This window comes from Sphingobacterium sp. FBM7-1, assembly GCF_020687765.1.
Classification (GTDB): Bacteria; Bacteroidota; Bacteroidia; order Sphingobacteriales; family Sphingobacteriaceae; genus Sphingobacterium.
The window spans coordinates 103,255-122,884 of sequence record NZ_JAJEWJ010000002.1; the positions used below are offsets into that span (position 1 = coordinate 103,255).

General features: G+C 41.4%; 18 protein-coding genes. 1 reads left to right on the top strand and 17 read right to left on the bottom strand.

Annotated features, from left to right (window positions below):
* Window positions 1-10: 10 nt before the first annotated feature.
* The 8 genes from LKO28_RS05100 to LKO28_RS05135 all read right to left on the bottom strand — a co-directional run bounded on the left by LKO28_RS05100 (window position 11) and on the right by LKO28_RS05135 (window position 8,312).
* Window positions 11-1,480: a glycine--tRNA ligase gene (locus LKO28_RS05100; RefSeq protein ID WP_227693625.1), complete on the bottom strand. Its 1,470-nt coding sequence runs from the start codon at window positions 1,478-1,480 to the stop codon at window positions 11-13.
* Between the two features lie 58 nt (window positions 1,481-1,538).
* Entirely contained in the window at window positions 1,539-2,006 is a 468-nt protein-coding gene (bcp, locus tag LKO28_RS05105; RefSeq protein ID WP_227693626.1) for a thioredoxin-dependent thiol peroxidase, read from the bottom strand.
* Window positions 2,007-2,024: 18 nt separating this feature from the next.
* The gene (locus LKO28_RS05110) at window positions 2,025-3,752 is read right to left on the bottom strand and encodes a M23 family metallopeptidase (protein WP_227693627.1); all 1,728 of its coding nucleotides are present in this window, start codon (window positions 3,750-3,752) and stop codon (window positions 2,025-2,027) included.
* A gap of 9 nt (window positions 3,753-3,761) precedes the next feature.
* The gene (locus tag LKO28_RS05115) at window positions 3,762-4,373 is read right to left on the bottom strand and encodes a fumarylacetoacetate hydrolase family protein (RefSeq protein WP_227693628.1); all 612 of its coding nucleotides are present in this window, start codon (window positions 4,371-4,373) and stop codon (window positions 3,762-3,764) included.
* A 165-nt stretch (window positions 4,374-4,538) separates the two neighbouring features.
* Window positions 4,539-5,522 carry a class 1b ribonucleoside-diphosphate reductase subunit beta gene (gene nrdF, locus LKO28_RS05120; RefSeq protein WP_227693629.1) on the bottom strand — a complete coding sequence of 328 codons (984 nt, stop codon included), beginning with the start codon at window positions 5,520-5,522 and terminating at the stop codon, window positions 4,539-4,541.
* Window positions 5,523-5,579: 57 nt separating this feature from the next.
* Window positions 5,580-7,685: a class 1b ribonucleoside-diphosphate reductase subunit alpha gene (nrdE, locus tag LKO28_RS05125; protein ID WP_227693630.1), complete on the bottom strand. Its 2,106-nt coding sequence runs from the start codon at window positions 7,683-7,685 to the stop codon at window positions 5,580-5,582.
* Window positions 7,645-8,052, bottom strand: coding sequence for a class Ib ribonucleoside-diphosphate reductase assembly flavoprotein NrdI (gene nrdI, locus LKO28_RS05130; RefSeq protein WP_227693631.1), 408 nt, complete (start codon window positions 8,050-8,052; stop codon window positions 7,645-7,647). Before nrdI ends, nrdE begins: the two co-directional genes overlap by 41 nt.
* Window positions 8,053-8,078: 26 nt before the next feature.
* Entirely contained in the window at window positions 8,079-8,312 is a 234-nt protein-coding gene (locus LKO28_RS05135; protein ID WP_227693632.1) for a glutaredoxin family protein, read from the bottom strand.
* Between the two features lie 413 nt (window positions 8,313-8,725).
* On the opposite strand from LKO28_RS05135, the gene LKO28_RS05140 reads away from it, so the two are divergent.
* Entirely contained in the window at window positions 8,726-10,228 is a 1,503-nt protein-coding gene (locus LKO28_RS05140; RefSeq protein WP_227693633.1) for a S41 family peptidase, read from the top strand.
* Window positions 10,229-10,259: 31 nt separating this feature from the next.
* On the opposite strand, the gene ilvA is transcribed toward LKO28_RS05140, so the two are convergent.
* The 9 genes from ilvA to LKO28_RS05185 form a co-directional block, all read right to left on the bottom strand.
* Window positions 10,260-11,498: a threonine ammonia-lyase IlvA gene (gene ilvA / locus LKO28_RS05145; protein ID WP_227693634.1), complete on the bottom strand. Its 1,239-nt coding sequence runs from the start codon at window positions 11,496-11,498 to the stop codon at window positions 10,260-10,262.
* A gap of 5 nt (window positions 11,499-11,503) precedes the next feature.
* Window positions 11,504-11,869, bottom strand: coding sequence for a YraN family protein (locus LKO28_RS05150; protein ID WP_227693635.1), 366 nt, complete (start codon window positions 11,867-11,869; stop codon window positions 11,504-11,506).
* Between the two features lies 1 nt (window position 11,870).
* The gene (locus LKO28_RS05155; RefSeq protein WP_227693636.1) at window positions 11,871-13,025 is read right to left on the bottom strand and encodes a 2-isopropylmalate synthase; all 1,155 of its coding nucleotides are present in this window, start codon (window positions 13,023-13,025) and stop codon (window positions 11,871-11,873) included.
* Window positions 13,026-13,063: 38 nt separating this feature from the next.
* Window positions 13,064-14,137, bottom strand: coding sequence for a 3-isopropylmalate dehydrogenase (gene leuB, locus LKO28_RS05160; protein ID WP_227693637.1), 1,074 nt, complete (start codon window positions 14,135-14,137; stop codon window positions 13,064-13,066).
* A 15-nt stretch (window positions 14,138-14,152) separates the two neighbouring features.
* Entirely contained in the window at window positions 14,153-15,559 is a 1,407-nt protein-coding gene (locus LKO28_RS05165; RefSeq protein ID WP_227693638.1) for an ATP-binding cassette domain-containing protein, read from the bottom strand.
* Window positions 15,559-16,143 (bottom strand): 3-isopropylmalate dehydratase small subunit, encoded by a 585-nt coding sequence (gene leuD, locus LKO28_RS05170; protein WP_227693639.1) that lies wholly within the window; start codon window positions 16,141-16,143, stop codon window positions 15,559-15,561. Before leuD ends, LKO28_RS05165 begins: the two co-directional genes overlap by 1 nt.
* A gap of 11 nt (window positions 16,144-16,154) precedes the next feature.
* Entirely contained in the window at window positions 16,155-17,552 is a 1,398-nt protein-coding gene (gene leuC, locus LKO28_RS05175) for a 3-isopropylmalate dehydratase large subunit (RefSeq protein WP_227693640.1), read from the bottom strand.
* Between the two features lie 84 nt (window positions 17,553-17,636).
* Window positions 17,637-19,118: a ketol-acid reductoisomerase gene (ilvC, locus tag LKO28_RS05180; RefSeq protein ID WP_227693641.1), complete on the bottom strand. Its 1,482-nt coding sequence runs from the start codon at window positions 19,116-19,118 to the stop codon at window positions 17,637-17,639.
* A 35-nt stretch (window positions 19,119-19,153) separates the two neighbouring features.
* Window positions 19,154-19,621 (bottom strand): DinB family protein, encoded by a 468-nt coding sequence (locus LKO28_RS05185; RefSeq protein ID WP_227693642.1) that lies wholly within the window; start codon window positions 19,619-19,621, stop codon window positions 19,154-19,156.
* Between the last annotated feature and the right edge of the window lie 9 nt (window positions 19,622-19,630).

Genomic DNA, 19,630 nt, shown 5'->3' on the forward strand with positions numbered 1-19,630 from the left:
TCTCGTTATATTATACCAATTGTTCCAATAGGTTGTTCCAGCTTACCAATTCTCCGATGATGTTACGAAGATTCGCGGCAGGAACGCGCTCCTGTTCCATGCTATCCCGATGGCGGATGGTTACCGTATCATCTTCCAGGGTTTGATAGTCCACCGTGATGCAGAAAGGTGTTCCGATAGCATCTTGGCGGCGATAGCGTTTTCCGATAGCATCTTTTTCGTCATACTGGATGTTGAAATCCATTTTTAGCTTCGTCATAATTTCACGTGCCTTGTCCGGTAGGCCATCTTTCTTAGTGAGCGGCAGTACGGCTGCTTTAACAGGAGCGATGGCCGGATGGAACTTCAATACTACCCGGGAATCTTTCTTGTCTTCCGTTGATAAATCTTCTTCTACCAGTGAGTTGGCTAATACTGTCAAAAATAAACGGTCTAAACCGATGGAGGTTTCGACGACGTATGGTACGTAGTTTTGATTGATCTCCGGGTCGAAATACTGCATCTTCTTTTTGGAGTATTCCTGATGTTGCTTCAAATCGAAGTCTGTACGGGAGTGTATCCCTTCCACTTCTTTAAATCCAAATGGGAATTGGTATTCGATATCCACAGCTGCATTCGCATAGTGGGCTGGTTTCACATGGTCGTGATAGCGATATTTTTGAGGATCTGATCCTAAGGCTAAATGCCATTTTAAGCGGGTAGCTTTCCATTTTTCATACCATTCCATTTCTGTGCCCGGACGGATGAAAAATTGCAATTCCATTTGTTCAAATTCACGCATACGCATGATGAACTGACGGGCAATAACCTCATTCCGGAATGCTTTACCAATTTGTGCAATTCCAAATGGAATCTTCATCCGACCTGTTTTTTGGACGTTTAGGAAGTTTACAAAGATACCTTGGGCTGTCTCGGGGCGTAAATACACTTTCTCTGCTTCCTCAGCCATCGCGCCCATCTGCGTAGCAAACATCAGGTTGAACTGACGGACCTCAGTCCAGTTTTTTGTTCCTGAAATTGGGCATACGATATTGTGTTCTTCGATGAGGGCTTTCAAACGGACTAAATCGTCTGCCGTGATCGCCTCATCCAAATCTTTTTGAAGCTGGGCGGCTTTCTCCGTTTTACCGTCCTTTTCGTAACGGTCGATTTTATCTTCAATCAGTTGGTCGGCGCGATAACGCTTCTTGGAATCTTTGTTGTCGAGCATGGGGTCATTAAAACCATCTACGTGACCAGACGCTTTCCAGGTGGTAGGATGCATAAAAATGGCGGCATCAATGCCGACAATATTTTCATTCAATTGCACCATTGATTTCCACCAATAGGTTTTGAGATTGTTTTTCAACTCGGAACCCATTTGACCGTAATCGTACACGGCACTCAGGCCGTCATAAATTTCACTCGACGGGAATACAAACCCATATTCCTTCGCATGTGATATAATATTTTTGAAAAAATCGTCTGTTTGCTTACTCATAACGGCAAATATAGATAAAAGAACAAAGATTAAAGATAATGGATAGAGAAATAAGAACTTACCCTTTGCGGATTAGATCGCGAATCTGCTGTGAGGCATTTTTATTATCTACCTTCTTGATGATATGCTGGATAATGCCTTGTTCGTCAATCACAAAAGTAGTACGTGCTGTTCCCATATATTTTCGTCCGTACATGTTTTTCTCCACCCACACACCGTAGTCGTTTACGATTTTCTGATCGTCGTCGGCGAGCAAATTAAAAGGTAAGTCAAATTTGCTGGTAAACTTCTGATGAGATTGTTCATTGTCTATGCTCACGCCAATTACTTCAAATCCGTCGTTGCGTAATGATTGGTAATTATCCCGAAAATTGCAGGCTTCGGTCGTGCATCCTGGCGTATTGTCTTTTGGGTAAAAATATAAAATAACTTTTTTTCCCAAGAAGTCGGTGAGCTTGATGAGTTCGCCATTTTGGTTTTTAGCTTCGATTGCGGGCGCTTTATCGCCTATTTGTAGTTTATCCATGCTCGTTTTTTTAAGCGGTTATTTAGTAAATTTTGCTTCGTACACTTGTTTATTGTCTTTCCAGTCGGTAACGATTAGTTTAAAGGTGTGTTGTCCTTTAGTAAGGGACGAATCGAAGGTATGCCATAGATGTCGGTTTTTGGGGTCGTATTCCATGAGTACCCATTTCCCGTCTATGTAGCCATTAAATGACTGTATGCCCGAAAAGTTGTCTCTGATCGTAAAATCAATTTTAGCTTGTGCGCTTACGTTTTTGCCGTTGCTTAAGTTGCGCGGTGTGATAGCTGGGGCTATTGTGTCTACGGCAACATAAAAGTTTCCGAGATTGCGTGTATTGACGGTTACCCATCCGTCTTCGAATTTCCCGCCTTCCGAGCCGTTTTCGACAGAGGCAAGCAGGGCTTTGCTTTCCAGATGGATAGGCAGGTTGGTTGGTTTAATACGTAAATTATACGTGCTAAATAAGGGCGTTAAGTTATTATGTACGCGGTGGATCGGCGAGTAGCCTCCAACAGGTTGAGGCGCTTTGCTGTATTCAAAATCTAAATCTCTATAGAGCACGCCTTTGGGCATGTTTATTTCGATATCATTTTTTTCAAAAGAGTTGTCGGTGTTGTATGTGAATAATTGAACACCACGACGTTTTTGTTGTGCGGGTTGCGTAGTGGGGTTATTCCGTATTTTAAAGTTCAGCTCACTGCAGTTTCCGGCAATATCTTTGACAACATACTTGGCATCGTATATTTTATCGTCTGGCAGGGTTATGACCCCTTCGTTTTTTAGGACTTTAAATATATCAATAGGATTGCCAGGATCTTTAAAGCTTTTTTGAACTTTTGCTTTCGTTTTACGCCAATGGGGATAATCAATGTAAGCATGGATGCCACGGGAGGTATTGAAATCAAGTTCTTCGAATACAACGGTAGAAACAGCTTCTCCGTCGATGAATAACTCGATCGAATAAACGCCATTCCGAAAGCCACCGGCGCGATGCCTGTCGATACTATTAATGCCTAGGCCAAATCGTCCATTGACCTGAATGGGCGTATTAGATGCTAATGTATAGATTCCGTTGCGGATCGCTTTTACTTGCAATGCTCGTCGGGGAGTATATTCATTAAACACATCGTCGTTTAAATCGTACACCATGATGTTGTTGATCGTAGGATGAAAGCGATCAGCGAAACGTAGTCCGAATAACTGTGGGTTGAGCGGACGTTGTGTTTTTGTGTCCCGGATTTCAAAATGTAAGTGTGGCCCGCCCGAAGCGCCGGTATTACCTGCGTTACCTATCTGTTGTCCTTTTGTTAGTGTTACCACACCCGCATCTACAATGACATCTACATCAAATCGCTGTTGTTTGTATTGTTCGGCTCGGATAATATTCGTCAATGCATCGTTGAATTTATCCATGTGGAGATAAACTGTTGTGTAGCCATTTGGATGGTCAATATAAACGGAATTTCCACCGCCGCCGATCTGCACGCGTACGCGAGAAACATAGCCCTCTGCGGCGGCGTGTAAAGGCAAGCCAATGCGTTGTTGCGTGCGGTAGTCGTCGCCTGCATGGAAATGGGTGGACCGTAGTTCCCCAAATGTGCCAGAGGCATCCATAGGTACATGGAGTGGATTGCGAAAATATCCTTGTGGATATTCACGTGTAGTGATGATGTCTTTATTTTGCGCCTGAACCTCGAAGCACATAAGTCCCATGCATAGACATAGGAATTTGTATGTTTTTTTCATGATGGACTCCTACTTTATATGGCATATAAATACCGGGTTGTTTTGGATAAATCCTTCAAATTTGTCACCGATAGCAATCGGTCCGACACCCACGGGAGTTCCTGTATAAATCAGGTCTCCTTTGCGAAGTGTAATATATTTTGAAATGAATACGATCAGACTCTCTATGTTGAAAATCATGTCTTTAGTATTTCCGGATTGTACCGTTTTACCATTTTTTGTTAATGAAAACGTTATGTTGTTTAGATCAGGAAAGTCTTCTTTTGGAAACAACGGACTAATGACAGCGGAATGATCGAATGATTTTGCCAGTTCCCAAGGCAGACCTTTTTCTTTATGGGCTGCCTGAATATCGCGGGCGGTAAAATCAATACCTAATCCAATGGCATCTATATATTTATGAGCAAATTTCGGAGAGACATGTTTTCCTTCATTGCAAATACGGATTACTAGCTCTACTTCGTAGTGGACGTCGTTAGAAAACTCGGGGTAATAGAAATCTTTGTTGTCTTTTAATAGAGCGGTGTCCGGTTTCATAAAGATTACCGGCTTATCGGGTATAGGGTTGTTTAATTCTTTAGCGTGATCAATATAATTTCTGCCTACTGCTATTACTTTCATCTACATCAGTTGTTTTTTCAAACTTAACTTTTTTTATGCGTAATGAAAAACAGGAGCAAGAGAGGTGAAAATGAGGTGTTCAGATAGCAGGAAAAAATATGCTATAAAAACAAGCCCTTTTGAATCCAAAAGGGCTTGTTAATAATAGATACGGTTTGTTGAATTTTATACTTCTACGGTAACATCCATTTTGAAATCGTCGTCTTTTAGATGGACAATTTCCATGGCTTTCTCGTAGTTCGTTGATTTTTTTGAAAAGAAATCATGTTGTGTCGTTTCGGTGTTGAGGCCATTCAATACAATCGGATTTACTTGCTTTACTTCGAAGATCGGATCAAAACCGAGATTCATAAGCGCTTTATTTCCATTGTAACGCACATATTCTTTCACTTCGGCCGTCAAACCTACTACCGTATAAAGTTCTTCGGTATATTTAATTTCGTTTTCATAGAGGTCGTTTAACAGATTCAAGAAACGTGCTTTAACTTCTTCTTTGTTTGGAAGTTTGGCAAATACTTCTTGTGCGATCAGCCCCACAAATACACCGTGGATTGACTCATCCGCAACAATTTTCTTGATAATATCCGCGGATGCAACCATCTGCCCTTGTCCACATAACCAAAGCGGCAGGAAGAAGCCTGAATAGAACAAGAAGGACTCTAGCAATACAGAGGCACCTAACGCCATGAAGAGTTCTTCGTTAGATACATTTTCTTTATCGACACCGCGATAATATTTATCGATCGTTGCTGCTTTATATTGAAGAAATTTGTTTTCCTTTACCCAGCCGAATACGTCGTTAATCTCATTAGTGGTGGAAACCGTCGTAAAGATGGTAGAGTATGATTTGGCATGTATTGCTTCCATCATACACATATACGACAGTACCGATTTATTCTGTAAAGAATCGATGTGATCAATGATTTTTGGCATGCCCGTATGGCTCTGCAGCGTGTCTAATAGGGTTAGCCCTCCTAAAGCTTTTTTATAACACTCTTTCATATCCCAACTCAATCCTTTCCAGCTATCGATATCTTTTGAAGGGATGTATTCTGTATCTATCCAGAACTGTTTAATGTTTTGTTCCCAAAACATCAACACATAATCATTATCTGGAGTATTCCAGTTTACCGCATTATATTGTTTCATGGTGTATGTCTTTTTTATTCGTAATCCGTAACCTAATTTCTGCTTGCTAGCCTTCCATTATGCCGAGCAAGAAATACATTCTTCTACGGTTGATTTACGTGTACGTGTATAGTATAGCGATTTCAATCCCAGCTTATGTGCATAGATGTAGTATTTCGCTAGATCCCTTGTGCTATCTTTAGAGTTGGTGTGAAGAATCGTCGATACGCCTTGATCGATGTGACGCTGGATGACTGAAATTAATTTTAATACCTTAAACTGATCCATATCGTACGCCGACTTGAAATAGAAATAGTTGTCGTTTGTGAGATAAGGCATAGGGTAGTAGGTAGTACTGTCACCATATTCCCGTACCTCGATAATATCAACTACCGGCATAACCGAGGCGGTCGCGTTCATGATATAGGAAGTAGACTGGTTTGGTGCGATAGCCAAGCGATAGGCGTGATAAATGCCATGTTCTTGTACCTGTGCTTGCAGGTTTTCCCAGTCTTCTCTTGTAGGTACGTGGACGCCGTCAAATAATTCCTTTACTTTGTCGGTCGTTGGTGCGTAATCTTTTGACGTGTATTTTTCAAAATACGAGCCATCTGCATAAGCTGATTTTTCAAACCCTACGAATGTTTTTCCCCGCTCTTTGGCAATCTCCATGGAAGCTTCCAAAGAGTAGTAATTCATCATCATGAAGAAGGTATTAGCAAAATCTAATGCTTCTGTGGATTCATACATGATGAAGCTCTTTGCTAAAAAGCCGTGTAGATTCATCGCGCCTAAACCTACTGAGTGTAATTCTCTGTTGGCTTTGGCGATAGAGGGGACCATATCAATGTTCGTCACATCCGTTACGACGGTTAACGAACGCATGGCCGTTTTCACGGCTTCTTTAATACGTTTGTTATCCATCACCGTAGCGATATTTAGGGACCCTAAATTACAGGATATACCATAGCGAATGGTGTCTTCTTTGCCGTATATTTCAATATCCGAAACTTCTGAAACCTGCATGATTTCTGTACACAAGTTTGAGAATTTTACTTGACCGATTCCGTTTAAAGCATGTACTCTGTTCGTATTTTCTTTGAAGAAGATATAGGGATAACCAGATTCTTTCTGAATTTGCGCAATACGAACTAATAAGTGACGGGCATTGACCTTTTTCTTTTTGACGTTCGGATTGGTAATCAATTCATCGTACATCTTATCCATGTCCATGTTATCCATGTATTCTCCATACTCCTGCATCACAGTGTGTGGATAGATCAGGTAGCAAGGCTCATCTTTTTCGGCCATTTCCATAAATTTATCCGGAACGATGATACCGATAGAAAGGGATTTGATACGTACTTTCTCGTCAACATTAATTTTTTTACAATCGAGGAACTCTTCGATGTCGGCATGGAAGATATTAAGATATACGGCTCCGGCACCCGGACGCTGTCCTAGTTGGTTTGCATAGGAGAATGTATCTTCCATGATCTTCATAATCGGAAGGACGCCGCCGGCACGGCCATCCACACCTTTGATCGCTTCGCCCCGTGCTCGTATTTTTGAGATATTAAAGGAAACACCACCACCAATAGAAGATAGTTTCATAGCCGAGTCGACTGCATAACCGATACCATTAAGGTTGTCACCAATTTCATCTAAAAAACAAGATACTAATTCGCCAGAACGTTTTTTTCCAGCGTTCAAGAATGTCGGGGTAGCAGGTTGATATTCTTGATTGATCATGATTTCAGCATACTCGATAGCTTTTTGTATACCTTCTTCTCGAGCTAGGAAAAGTGATACAGCTACCACACGGTCTTCATAGCGCTCTAGGAATTTTTCTCCCGAATCGTCCCTTAAGGCGTAGCTCTGGAAAAATTTAAATGCTGCCATGAAGGATTGGAAACGGAACTTCTTTGCATGAACATAGTTATATACTTGTTCCATTTCTTCGAAAGTGAACCATTCGTAGAAATCGATATAGTAGTTATGCTCAATTAGGTAATCAATCTTTTCTTTTAACGTGTAAAAGAACACCGTATTTTTGTTTACGTGTTCTAAGAAATAAGCACGTACAGCTTCTTTATCTTTATGTAAGCTGTATTCCTCATCATGCTTAATCATGATTTCGTTATTAAGCAATATCCAATTTTTTGCTACCTCGTTTGCTATCATTGTATTGGTGTTTTATAATTTCAATAAATTGATTGATATCTTCCATCGTGCCTGAAAGCTCGAATTTCATGGCAAGTGGGATATCGTAGTCTTCTGATACCTTATCGGCTGCTAATCCGAAGTTTCTACCCCAGTTTCTATTACCACTGGAAGTTACGGAATAGATTTTTTCGGCGTAGTTATCCATAAACAACTTCGTTTTCTCGGGCATACATCCTATTTTCGTCGTGTACGTGATTAAATGTCCGGACTCTTGCATTTCTAGATCTTCTTCGATCTTATGTGCATGCCATCCGGTTATCTGGACAACTTTGTTGATAAACCGTTGGACGTTTCCTGTTTTTGAATCGTAATATAGATGAACCATATCTCGCTCCGTTAAGGGTGAAACAATTAAAGGGCTATAGAAGCCAATTCATCGGGTTTGAAGCCGATGATACGCTGTTGTACTTCGTCATTGTTGAGTACAAGAACCGTTGGAACTGTTCTGATTTTAAACTTAGCAGCTAAATCAGGTTGGTCGAACGGATTAATGGTTTCGTATGTAATCCCTCTGTTGTCTAAGAAGGCCGACACTTGTGCGCATGGCGCACAGTCATTTTTTTCGAATTTAATGATTCTTGCCATGTTGTTGTAAGTTTAAATTTATGAAGATGGTTAGCCATCTTCAAGAAGTTAAAACACGATACTTGGAGCGGGTCTGCATCTCAAGCATAACAAATATCCAATATTTTAATTCGGAGCGGTAATGATACTTTTCCACATGCACAGCAAAAAGAATGAATAAACCGCGTTCTATGAATGTTTTTTATGGTAAGACGTTGATCTTTAGTTGCTGATATGAATGTTGATAACTTTAAAATTCCTATTTCAGCTTAAATTTACGTATAAATTTTCAATAATTCTCTTTTTCGACAAAGGAGAAAACTGACGGTATTTTGACTTATTTTTCATCACTTCTGTGCCTGAATCAGTTGCTGAGCAGGTCTCGCATATTTAGAAAATAACTCCTATATTCGTATACCGTAAAGAGACAATTCATGAGCCTATATCGTTTTTTTTTAGTGTTAGTATGTCTGGGCTTAACACTAGCCTGTAAAAAGGAAATTACGAATCCTCCGGATCCAATTGTTCCCATAGAACCGACCGAACAAGATCGCTTAAAAGCTACTATTTACGATTATTATAACAAATATTCGTTGTGGACGGAACAGATCCCAGATCTCGATGAGCAGGGGCGGGTTGACTTTGTAAAGGAGTATTCTTCTAATAATAGTCTTTTAACGGCGTTAAAAAATATGACGCCTCGCTATTCTTTTGTTCCTTATCAAACGTTGGATATTAACGTGGGGAACCACTATGATCGATATTCCTTTTTAGAAGAAGCCGAAGCAAGTAATTCCAGCAGTCGTGCAGCAGGGCTTCGGATGGATCCAAATGAAGGCTATGGTATTCAGTTTGGTTGGGGCGTGATTGGTGATGTTGATTATGCGCTTCCTGTCATTACTTTTGTAGAAGGAGGATCGCCGGCACAAAAGGCAGGTGTTAAGCGTGGAATGATAGTTTATGCTGTTAATAATGAGGGTTTTATAGCGAATCTTACGGAAGCAGGTAAAGTAGACGATGTTGATAATCGGGAATTTGAAAAAAGATTGGAAGTTAATTCATTGACATTGAAAGTTAAGACTTTGGCGACTCTCGGAGAAGAAGGAACAGACTATTCAATGAACTATAGTTCATCATATGCAATTAATCCCGTAATTCTAGATTCCGTTTATACCGTCTCTGAAAAGAATATTGGCTATTTAGCTTATTCCTCGTTTGAAGAGGAATACCTTGGAACCGGTGTCGATTGGAATCGGATGGAAAAGGTGTTTACGGGGTTCGAACAAAAACATATCAAAGATCTAATTTTGGATTTACGGTATAATACTGGAGGGTATGTCGAGACAGCTAGATATTTAGCCAATAAAATCATCGGAGCTTCTGGCGATAAGCAGCCGATGTTCTCGTACAAAACGAATCATTATTTAGCTGTGCCTCGTAATGTACCCTTTGGATTAGATTTTGACGATGTTAATTTTGAAAGAGACAATGCTTTGAACTTGAGTAAGGTAATCGTACTTGTCACTGAACAGACAGCTTCCGCTGCAGAGTTACTAATAAACGTCTTAAGGCCGTACATGGAAGTGACTTTAATAGGAGATACGGGGCGTACCTATGGAAAACCTGTAGGTTTCTTTCCTCAAGAAATTGGTGACGTAACGCTTTGGGTGACTTCTTTTCAGACGCTCAATAAAGATGGTCAATCCGACTACTGGAATGGTTTAAGTGTAGATGTGCCCGGCGTGGCAGATTACTTTTTTAAAGATTTTGGAGATTCTACCGAAGATATGATTGCTATGGCGCTGGAACGAGTTGGCGTTGCTCCTAAGAATGATGTGCGGGCTTCAGCTAGGAACAAGTATGTATCGCCGCGCGCGGTTGGGTTAGGCATGATCAATAAAGTGAAAGAACGGAATATGTTAAAGACGCGCGAATAAACAGTAACCTTGCCAATTGGCAGGGTTACTATTATACCAAATACTCAAACAATGTCTGATCTTTATTGATTTCGATGAAATCGAATTTATACGATTTCATTCTTTCGATAAAAGAGGTATAGTCCTTCGGGTCGTTTAGTTCGACACCGATCAGTGCGGGACCTCTTTCGCGTTCTGTTTTTTTAATATATTCAAATCGTGTAATGTCATCCTTCGGACCGAGCACTTCGGTTACGAGTAACCGTAAAGCACCAGGGCGTTGTGGGAAGCGGACGATAAAATAATGTTTGAAGCCCTCGTACAGCAACGACATTTCTTTGATTTCGCTCATGCGGTCAATGTCGTTATTACCGCCCGAAACGATACAAACTACTTTTTTGCCTTTTATTTCTTCTTTATGAAATTCTAACGCTGCAATCGATAATGCACCAGCGGGTTCTGCCACGATCGCATCTTTATTATAGAGTTGGAGGATAGTTGTACAGATTTTTCCTTCGGGTATAGGTTTTATACTATCGAGCAGTTTACTACTAATTTTGTAGGTTAATGCACCTACCTTTTTGACTGCCGCGCCATCGACGAATTTATTGATATGTTCTAATTCAACAGGGGCATTATTTTTTATAGCAGCAATCATCGATGGGGCCCCTTCGGGTTCGACACCGTATAATTTTACTTGAGGCGCATACTTTTTCATATGTATACTGACTCCAGAAGACAATCCGCCACCACCTATTGGAATGATCACAGCATCCACGGCGGGCAGATCTTCTAATATTTCTACAGCAACTGTGCCCTGGCCCTCGATAATTTTTTCATCATCGAAGGGCGGTATAAAGGTCATATCGTGCTCTTTCGTATAGTCCAACGCCGCTTTTTGGCAGTCATCGAATGTATCACCCGTCAATACAATTTCAATATGACCATTGCCCCACATTTCGGTTTGCGTAATCTTTTGGCGAGGGGTGGGGCCGGGCATGAAAATAACACCCCGAATGCCTAGCTTTTTACAGGATAGCGCCACACCTTGTGCATGATTACCTGCGCTGGCACACGTCACGCCTTGTTTTTTTTCCTCTTCAGAAAGGCTGACGATTTTATTATATGCGCCACGAAGCTTATAGGAACGGACTACCTGAAGGTCTTCCCGTTTTAAATATACCTCCGCATCATATTTTTCGGATAGTTGAGTGTTGTATTGCAGGGGTGTGCGGTTTATAACGTCTTTAAGGCGTTCTGCCGCTTGTAATGAATCTATATTTAAGGTCATGTTGTTTAAGAATAACGTCCCCAAAAAGCGTCTTTAACAAGTGAAATATCTTTTTTGCCGTCACGGTTATAAACAGATACGATATCAAATCTAACGTCGCCCTGATGGTTGATTTTTTTTAAAAAAACACCGGCTGCTCGGATGAGATTTTTCTGTTTCTTTAGATCAACAAACTGAAACGGTTCGCCATAATCGGTAGAACTACGGCTTTTTACTTCTATAAAAGCCAGTATATCACCCTCTTTAGCAATGATGTCTATTTCCCAATGCTTGTAGCGCCAATTTAATTGAAGAATTTGGTAGCCTTGGAGACGTAGGAACTCTTGTGCCTCCGATTCTCCCAGCTTTCCAAATTCTAAATGTTTGGCCATTTTATTTCAATAGCGTATGCAAATCCTCGTCATTGATATCTTTCTTGGCATCTGCCATAAGGAGAAATTTCTCATAAACCATCGCTAAGTTATCTTTATCTACCTGATACCCCAAGCGTTCTAAATGATGTTTTAAAGCATGTCTACCAGAGCGAGCCGTCAAGATAATATCAGCTTCTGCCAAACCCACATCTTCCGGCCGGATAATCTCATAGTTTTCCCGATGCTTTAAAAATCCGTCTTGATGGATACCTGAACTATGTGCGAAAGCATTCTTACCTACAATGGCTTTGTTAGGTTGTACCGGCATTCGCATCATGCTACTTACTTTGCGTGAAATATGCGTAAACATTTTACTGTTTATCGAAGAACTTAGGCCTGGGAATTGGTTGGCATGTACCTTCATGATCATGGCAACTTCTTCTAAAGAAGTATTTCCCGCGCGCTCACCTATCCCGTTGATGGTACACTCCACTTGTCGTGCCCCGTTTTGAACGGCAGCGATAGAATTGGCTGTGGCTAAGCCTAAATCGTTGTGACAATGTGCAGAGATGATCGCTTGATCAATGTTTTTTACATTTTCTTTTAAATACTTGATTTTGGCACCGTATTGATCTGGTAGGCAATAGCCGTTAGTATCAGGGATATTCACCACTGTTGCTCCGGCGGCGATTACCGCTTCTACCATTTGAGCCAAATAGGCTAAATCGGCCCGGCCGGCGTCTTCCGCATAGAACTCAACGTCCTCTACATAGGATTTAGCATGCTTTACAGCGGCTACGGCTCGTTCCAGAATTTCTTCACGAGTAGAGCTGAATTTATATTGAATATGCATATCCGACGCACCGATCCCGGTATGAATACGTGGACGTTTAGCATGTTTAAGGGCCTCGGCCGCGACATCAATATCATTTTTGTTCGCTCGGGTAAGTGCGCAGATGATCACGTCAGTTACCGCTTTGGATAATTCCACTACCGATTGGAAATCACCCGGGCTTGAAACCGGAAATCCGGCTTCAATAATATCAACGCCCAATAGCTCTAAATCTTTAGCGATATCTATTTTTTCCAGTGTAGTTAATTGACAACCAGGAACCTGTTCGCCATCGCGAAGCGTTGTATCAAAAATATATAAGTGATTCGGATCGTGTAACATAATCTTGTAATTATACCTAAAATTAAAAATATTTTTCCTTATCGCAAATATTCCAATACTTTGCTCCCCATTTCCCGAGTACCCAGAATATAATCCGGAGCAGTTGTTGCATTAGCGATATCACCGGTTCTCCATCCTGCTTTGAGGGTATTTGCTACTGCATCGGTTACGGCTTTAGCTTCTTCTTGAAGACCAAACGCAATGTCTAACATTAAGGCAGCGGAAAGAATCGAAGCTAGCGGATTTGCTTTGTTTTGTCCGGCGATGTCATGTGCTGAGCCGTGAATCGGTTCGAAAAAACCTGTTCCGTCTCCAATAGACGCAGAAGCCAACATGCCCATGGAGCCCGCAATCTGAGAAGCTTCATCGGTTAATATATCTCCAAATAGATTAGCGGTTAAAACCACATCGAATTTTTTGGGATTTTTCACTAACTGCATAGCGGCATTGTCGATAAACATGTGTTCTGTTTCCACATCTGTGTATTCACGCGCTATTTCTTGTATAACATCTCGCCATAAACGGGATGTTTCCAAAACATTGGCTTTATCAACCGAGCATAATTTTTTATTTCGCGTACGAGCCGCTTCATATGCCTTACGCGCGATACGTTCTACTTCATAACGATGATAATTCATCAGGTCTGAAGCGAAAGTGTTGTCTGCGCTACGTGTTTTTTCCCCGAAATAAACATCGCCTGTCAACTCCCGGAAAAACAAAATGTCTGTTCCACGTAATACTTCCGGTTTTAGACTTGATGCTTCAAGCAATTCATCAAATAATAAGATAGGACGAAGATTCGCATACAAGCCAAGTTCTTTCCGTATTTTTAACAAGCCTTGCTCGGGTCTAACTTTTGCCGATGGGTCGTTGTCATATTTTGCATGTCCGATAGCTCCAAATAAGATAGCATCCGAGGCTTTCGCTTTTGCTAACGTTTCATCAGGTAGCGGATCGCCGGTTGCTTCGATAGCGGTATGCCCCATGATTGCCTCATCGAAGCTAAACGTATGGCCGTGTTTCGCGGCAATAGTTTCTAATACTTGTTTTCCCCATGTCGTTACTTCCTGTCCTATGCCGTCTCCGGGGATGATTAAAATATTTTTATTCATTTGTATATCTGTTATTTATATCGTTACTTCCTCTACAACCTCACCCTTTTCTAAAAGAAGTCTGTGTTCGATGCAAGAAGGTATTTGTGATTCATAATGCCCGACGTAAATTAAGGTGTTGCCGTTAGCACATAGTTCGTCAACTACAGCATTGAAATGATTCGTTTGTGCAACATCCAAGCCCTGACAAGGTTCATCCAAGATCAATAAAGGTGGGTTTTTGATAATAGTTCTCGCCAAAAGAGCCAGACGTTGTTTTCCTAAAGGGAGGGTACGGAGCAACTGGTTCTTATAAGGCAATAAATCGAAAAAATCCAAGAGTTGTTCTATGCGTTTCTTCTCTTCATATTTTACCTCTAAAAACCAACCGATGCTATCGTAAAAGCCAGATGCGATGGTGTGCCAGACAGTCGCGTTTTGGTCGAAATACCAATGCATTTCGGGCGATATAATCCCTACTTTTTCCTTGATATCCCAAATACTTTCGCCCGATCCACGTTTGGCACCAAATAGCCACACATCCGCATTATAAGCTTGTGGATGATCTCCGTTTAACAGGCTCAATAACGTGGATTTTCCAGAACCATTCGGTCCCTGTAACAACCATTTTTCACGGGCATTTATCTTCCAATTTACATTTTTCAATACAACTTTATCTCCATATCGCACCGACACATTTCGTAATTCAACGACGGATGTGTTGGTGAAGCTAGGCGCCTGTTGCAAAAAATAAGGAATCGGTTTCTTGTTCCGTCTTGCATCTTTCGAAAAATCAGCAGGGTGTTCTACTACACGGAGCTTCCCATTTTCGATTTCCGCAAAACGGTTGATGCAAGTGGGTAAATTTTCCTCGTTCGTCACGAGAATTAAGGATGTCCCCATTTCCGCTATTTTATCAAAGATATCCAGTAAGTTTACTCTGGACTGCTGATCTAGTCCGGTAAAGGGTTCATCGATGATTAAAAGTTTCGGACGCAGCCACAAGCCTTGTACCAGTTGTAGTTTTTTATGTTCTCCACTCGATAGCTCGATCAATTGCGTATCCTTACAATTCTGGAAGCCTAAAGCTTCTAAAATAGGCTCGGCATCGGCAAAATCCAGACCGTGTTTCTGCCCAAAATGCAAGAGATCCGCGTAAACCGTGAGTGTATCGTTTGTCTGGAATTTATTGTACCGTTGTTGGTAATAAAAGTTACGATCTCCTTCCAGATTAGTGAACTGATACCAGTTGGAAACATAATAAACGTGTGCGGGATGCTTATCTTCGGCTATCGTTTTGGCTAGCGAAGTTTTCCCCGTACCGCTTTTTCCTCCAATTACCCAGTTCTCGCCAGCATATATGGTCCAATTAAAATCGGACAACACGACCTGATCAGCATATTGGAGATTTAATTGGACAATTTGGACGAGTGGTTGTTTCATTAGCGCTGCTGTTCGTAATTTTCGATCAACTCTTTGTGGTTTAAGATGTAGTCGATATCATCGTACCCGTTTATCAAACACGACTTTTTATACGGATTGATTTCAAACGCAAAGCTTTCACCCGTAGCGTTGATCGTGACCGTTTGGGCTTCTAAGTCTATCGTTAATTCTGTGTTCGGATCCGAAAAAACGGTATCGAATATTTTTTCTAAAAAGTTCTCTGGAACAGTGATAGGTAATACCCCGTTGTTTAACGCATTTCCTTTGAAAATATCAGCAAAGAATGAACTGATGACGACATCAAAGCCGTAATCTTGGATAGCCCATGCCGCATGTTCGCGGGAAGATCCACAACCAAAGTTTTTGCCAGCTACCAATATTTTTCCCGCATAGGTGGTATTGTTCATGACAAAGTCTGCTTTCGGTTGTCCTGCACCATCATAACGCCAATCGCGAAACAAATTGTCGCCAAACCCCTCTCGCGTAGTCGCTTTTAAAAAGCGCGCGGGAATAATCTGATCAGTGTCAATATTTTCTATGGGTAGGGGTACTACCCTAGATGTTAATTTTTCAAATTTCTTCATATCTAAAACGATTAGAGTATCTCCCGTATATCCATAATCTTTCCACTTACTGCTGCTGCTGCTGCTGTTAGTGGGCTAGCCAACATCGTTCTCGCGTTCGGGCCTTGGCGGCCTTCGAAGTTTCTGTTCGACGTTGACACACAATATTTACCTGCAGGAATTTTATCCTCGTTCATACCCAAACAAGCGGAACATCCTGGCTCGCGAAGTATAAAGCCGGCTTCTGCAAATATCTTGTCAATTCCTTCTTCTTTCGCTTGCGCTTCCACCTGTTTAGATCCGGGAACAATCCAGACTTCCACGTTATCGGCCTTTTTCTTGCCTTTTACAAAGGACGCTACCGCTCGTAGATCCTCTATACGGGAGTTGGTACAGGAACCGATGAACACATAGTCTACAGGGTGACCTAGCAAGGTTTCGTTATCCTGAAAACCCATGTATTCTAACGCTTTTTTATACGACGGACGTTCTGACTCGGGCTGATCGCTGGTCGCAGGGATAGCCTGAGATATACCGATTCCCATTCCTGGATTCGTTCCGTAGGTAATCATAGGCTGAATATCTGCGGCATCAAATTCCAACACTTCATCAAATTGCGCATCTTCATCAGAATACAATGTTTGCCAATAGGCGAGGGCCTTTTCCCACTCTTCACCCTTTGGCGCAAATTCCCGGCCATGCACATAATCGAACGTGGTTTGGTCGGGCGCGATAAGTCCTCCCCGGGCTCCCATTTCGATGCTCATGTTGCAGACCGTCATCCGACCTTCCATACTCAATGATCGAATAGCGGAACCCGCAAATTCTACGAAATACCCGGTACCACCGGCAGCTGTTGTTTTAGAGATAATATATAAGACAATATCTTTTGCACCTACGCCTTTTGCTAACTCACCGTTCACTTCGATTTTCATCGTTTTTGGTTTTTGCTGCAACAAACATTGCGTTGCAAATACCTGCTCCACCTGTGACGTTCCTATTCCAAAAGCGATAGCGCCAAAAGCCCCATGCGTAGAGGTGTGGCTGTCGCCACATACCATCGTTTTGCCTGGCTGCGTAATACCTAGTTCAGGGCCGATAACATGGACGATACCTTGATAAGGGTGCCCTAAACCATACAACTCCACGCCGAACTCTTTACAGTTTTTGGTCAGCATATCTACTTGATAACGTGAAAGTTCTTCCTGGATAGGTAGGTGTTGATTAAGTGTGGGTACGTTATGATCGGCAGTAGCCACCGTTTGATTCGGACGGAAGACGGGTATTCCTCGTTTACGTAATCCGTCGAACGCCTGCGGCGAGGTCACCTCGTGGATCAAGTGCGTATCAATATATAAAATATCCGGAAAGCCATCCTCACGTTTGACAACGTGCGCATCCCATATCTTCTCTACTAATGTTTTTCCCATTTTATTTTTCTCTCTTTTAGTTGATATAAAAGTTAATAAGGTTAAGAAATTACTCAACCTTATTAAACTTTATCAGCAATACTCTTAAACCGTTTTAATGGCCTTCATCGCGGTCATCGCTTGGCGTAATTTAACACCGACGATTTCTACCGGATGATTACGTAAGATTTCGTTAACTTGGACAAGTTGGACATTATCTACAGAACCATCTTTACCTTCATTGAAATTTTTGCCCACTAAATCAGTATCTACTTTTTTCATGAAGTCCGTTAATAATGGCTTACATGCTTGATCGAATAGGTAACAGCCGTATTCTGCCGTATCAGAAATTACACGATTCATCTCAAATAACTTTTTACGCGCAATCGTGTTGGCAATTAGTGGTGTTTCGTGTAGCGATTCGTAGTAAGCAGATTCTGGTTTAATACCAGCTTCCACCATTGTTTCAAAAGCTAATTCCACACCCGCTCTTACAAAAGCAACCATTAATAGATAATTATCAAAATATTCTTGCTCGCTTATTTTTACATCACCTGCAGGCGTTTTTTCGAAAGCGGTTTCTCCTGTTTCAGCACGCCATTTTAAAAGATTAGCATCGCCGTTCGCCCAGTCCTCCATCATCGTTTTGCTAAATTCGCCAGACATGATATCGTCCTGATGTTTTTGGAATAATGGACGCATAATATCTTTCAATTCTTCAGACACTTGAAAAGCTTTGATTTTTGCTGGATTAGATAAGCGATCCAACATCCCGCTAACACCACCGTGCTTCAAAGCTTCTGTAATCACTTCCACGCCGTATTGTACCAATTTAGACGCGTAACCAGCATCGATTCCTTTCTCAACCATTTTATCAAAAGATAAGATCGAACCGGTTTGCAATAAACCACAAAGGATCGTCTGTTCACCCATCAAGTCGGATTTAACTTCTGCCACGAAGGAAGACTTTAATACCCCTGCTCGGTGTCCACCTGTGCCCACGCAGTAAGCTTTTGCATAAGGCCATCCCTTGCCTTCAGGATCATTCTCTGGATGTACAGCGATCAAGGTCGGAACACCAAAACCTCTTAAATATTCTGCACGAACTTCCGAACCTGGACATTTAGGCGCAACCATAATAACGGTAATATCTTTACGGATCTGCATACCCTCTTCCACAATGTTAAATCCATGCGAATAAGAAAGAGCAGCTCCCTGCTTCATCAAAGGTTGAACAGCGTTGATCACAGAAGTGTGTTGTTTATCTGGTGTCAAGTTGATAACTAGATCTGCAGTCGGAATCAATTCCTCATATGTGCCTACAGCGAAGTTATTGTCTGTAGCATTTTTCCAAGAATCTCTTTTTTGTTCAATAGCTTCTTTACGTAATGCATAAGAAACGTCTAACCCGCTATCTCTCAGGTTTAAGCCTTGGTTCAAACCCTGGGCCCCACAACCTACGATTACGATTTTTTTACCTTTTAAAGCATTTACACCGTCTGAAAATTCAGCGGAATCCATAAACTCAGCTTCTCCTAATTGGTTTAATTGTTCTCTAAGAGGTAAGGTGTTAAAATAATTTGCCATTGTTTTGTTGTTATAATACGTTGTTTTTGATTGATTTACTTTTTAATTGTTCTGCGTTGAGCGATTGCATAACCTAGATGTAAATTGTCGTGTCCCGAAGTGGTGACCAACACATCCGCAAAGCTATGTAATGTTGCTCCGTAAGTTGCGGTATCATAAGACTGAATAGTTTCAAATACGCCTTTATTATAATCCTCTTCAATCTTCTCGACGGTAGAAATAGCCAATGCCTTAAGTTCAGCGACTTCTTCCGCAGAGACAAAATAGGAGGGTTTCGAACCTTTTTTATATGTTTCCAGATACTTAACAAACGAGGTGTCAGTGGTGATTCCCGTTCGCACATAAGATAAAGTTTGTGTACTTACGACGATGTGTCCGAAGTTCCAAATGATGTTATTGTTAAAACCAGTTGGGATCTCGTTGATTTCCTCTAAAGAAAGATCTTCTAATAACTGAATAAAGGCTTTCCGCGTATCTAGTATAAATTTAAATGTTGCTCTCATTACTCTTTC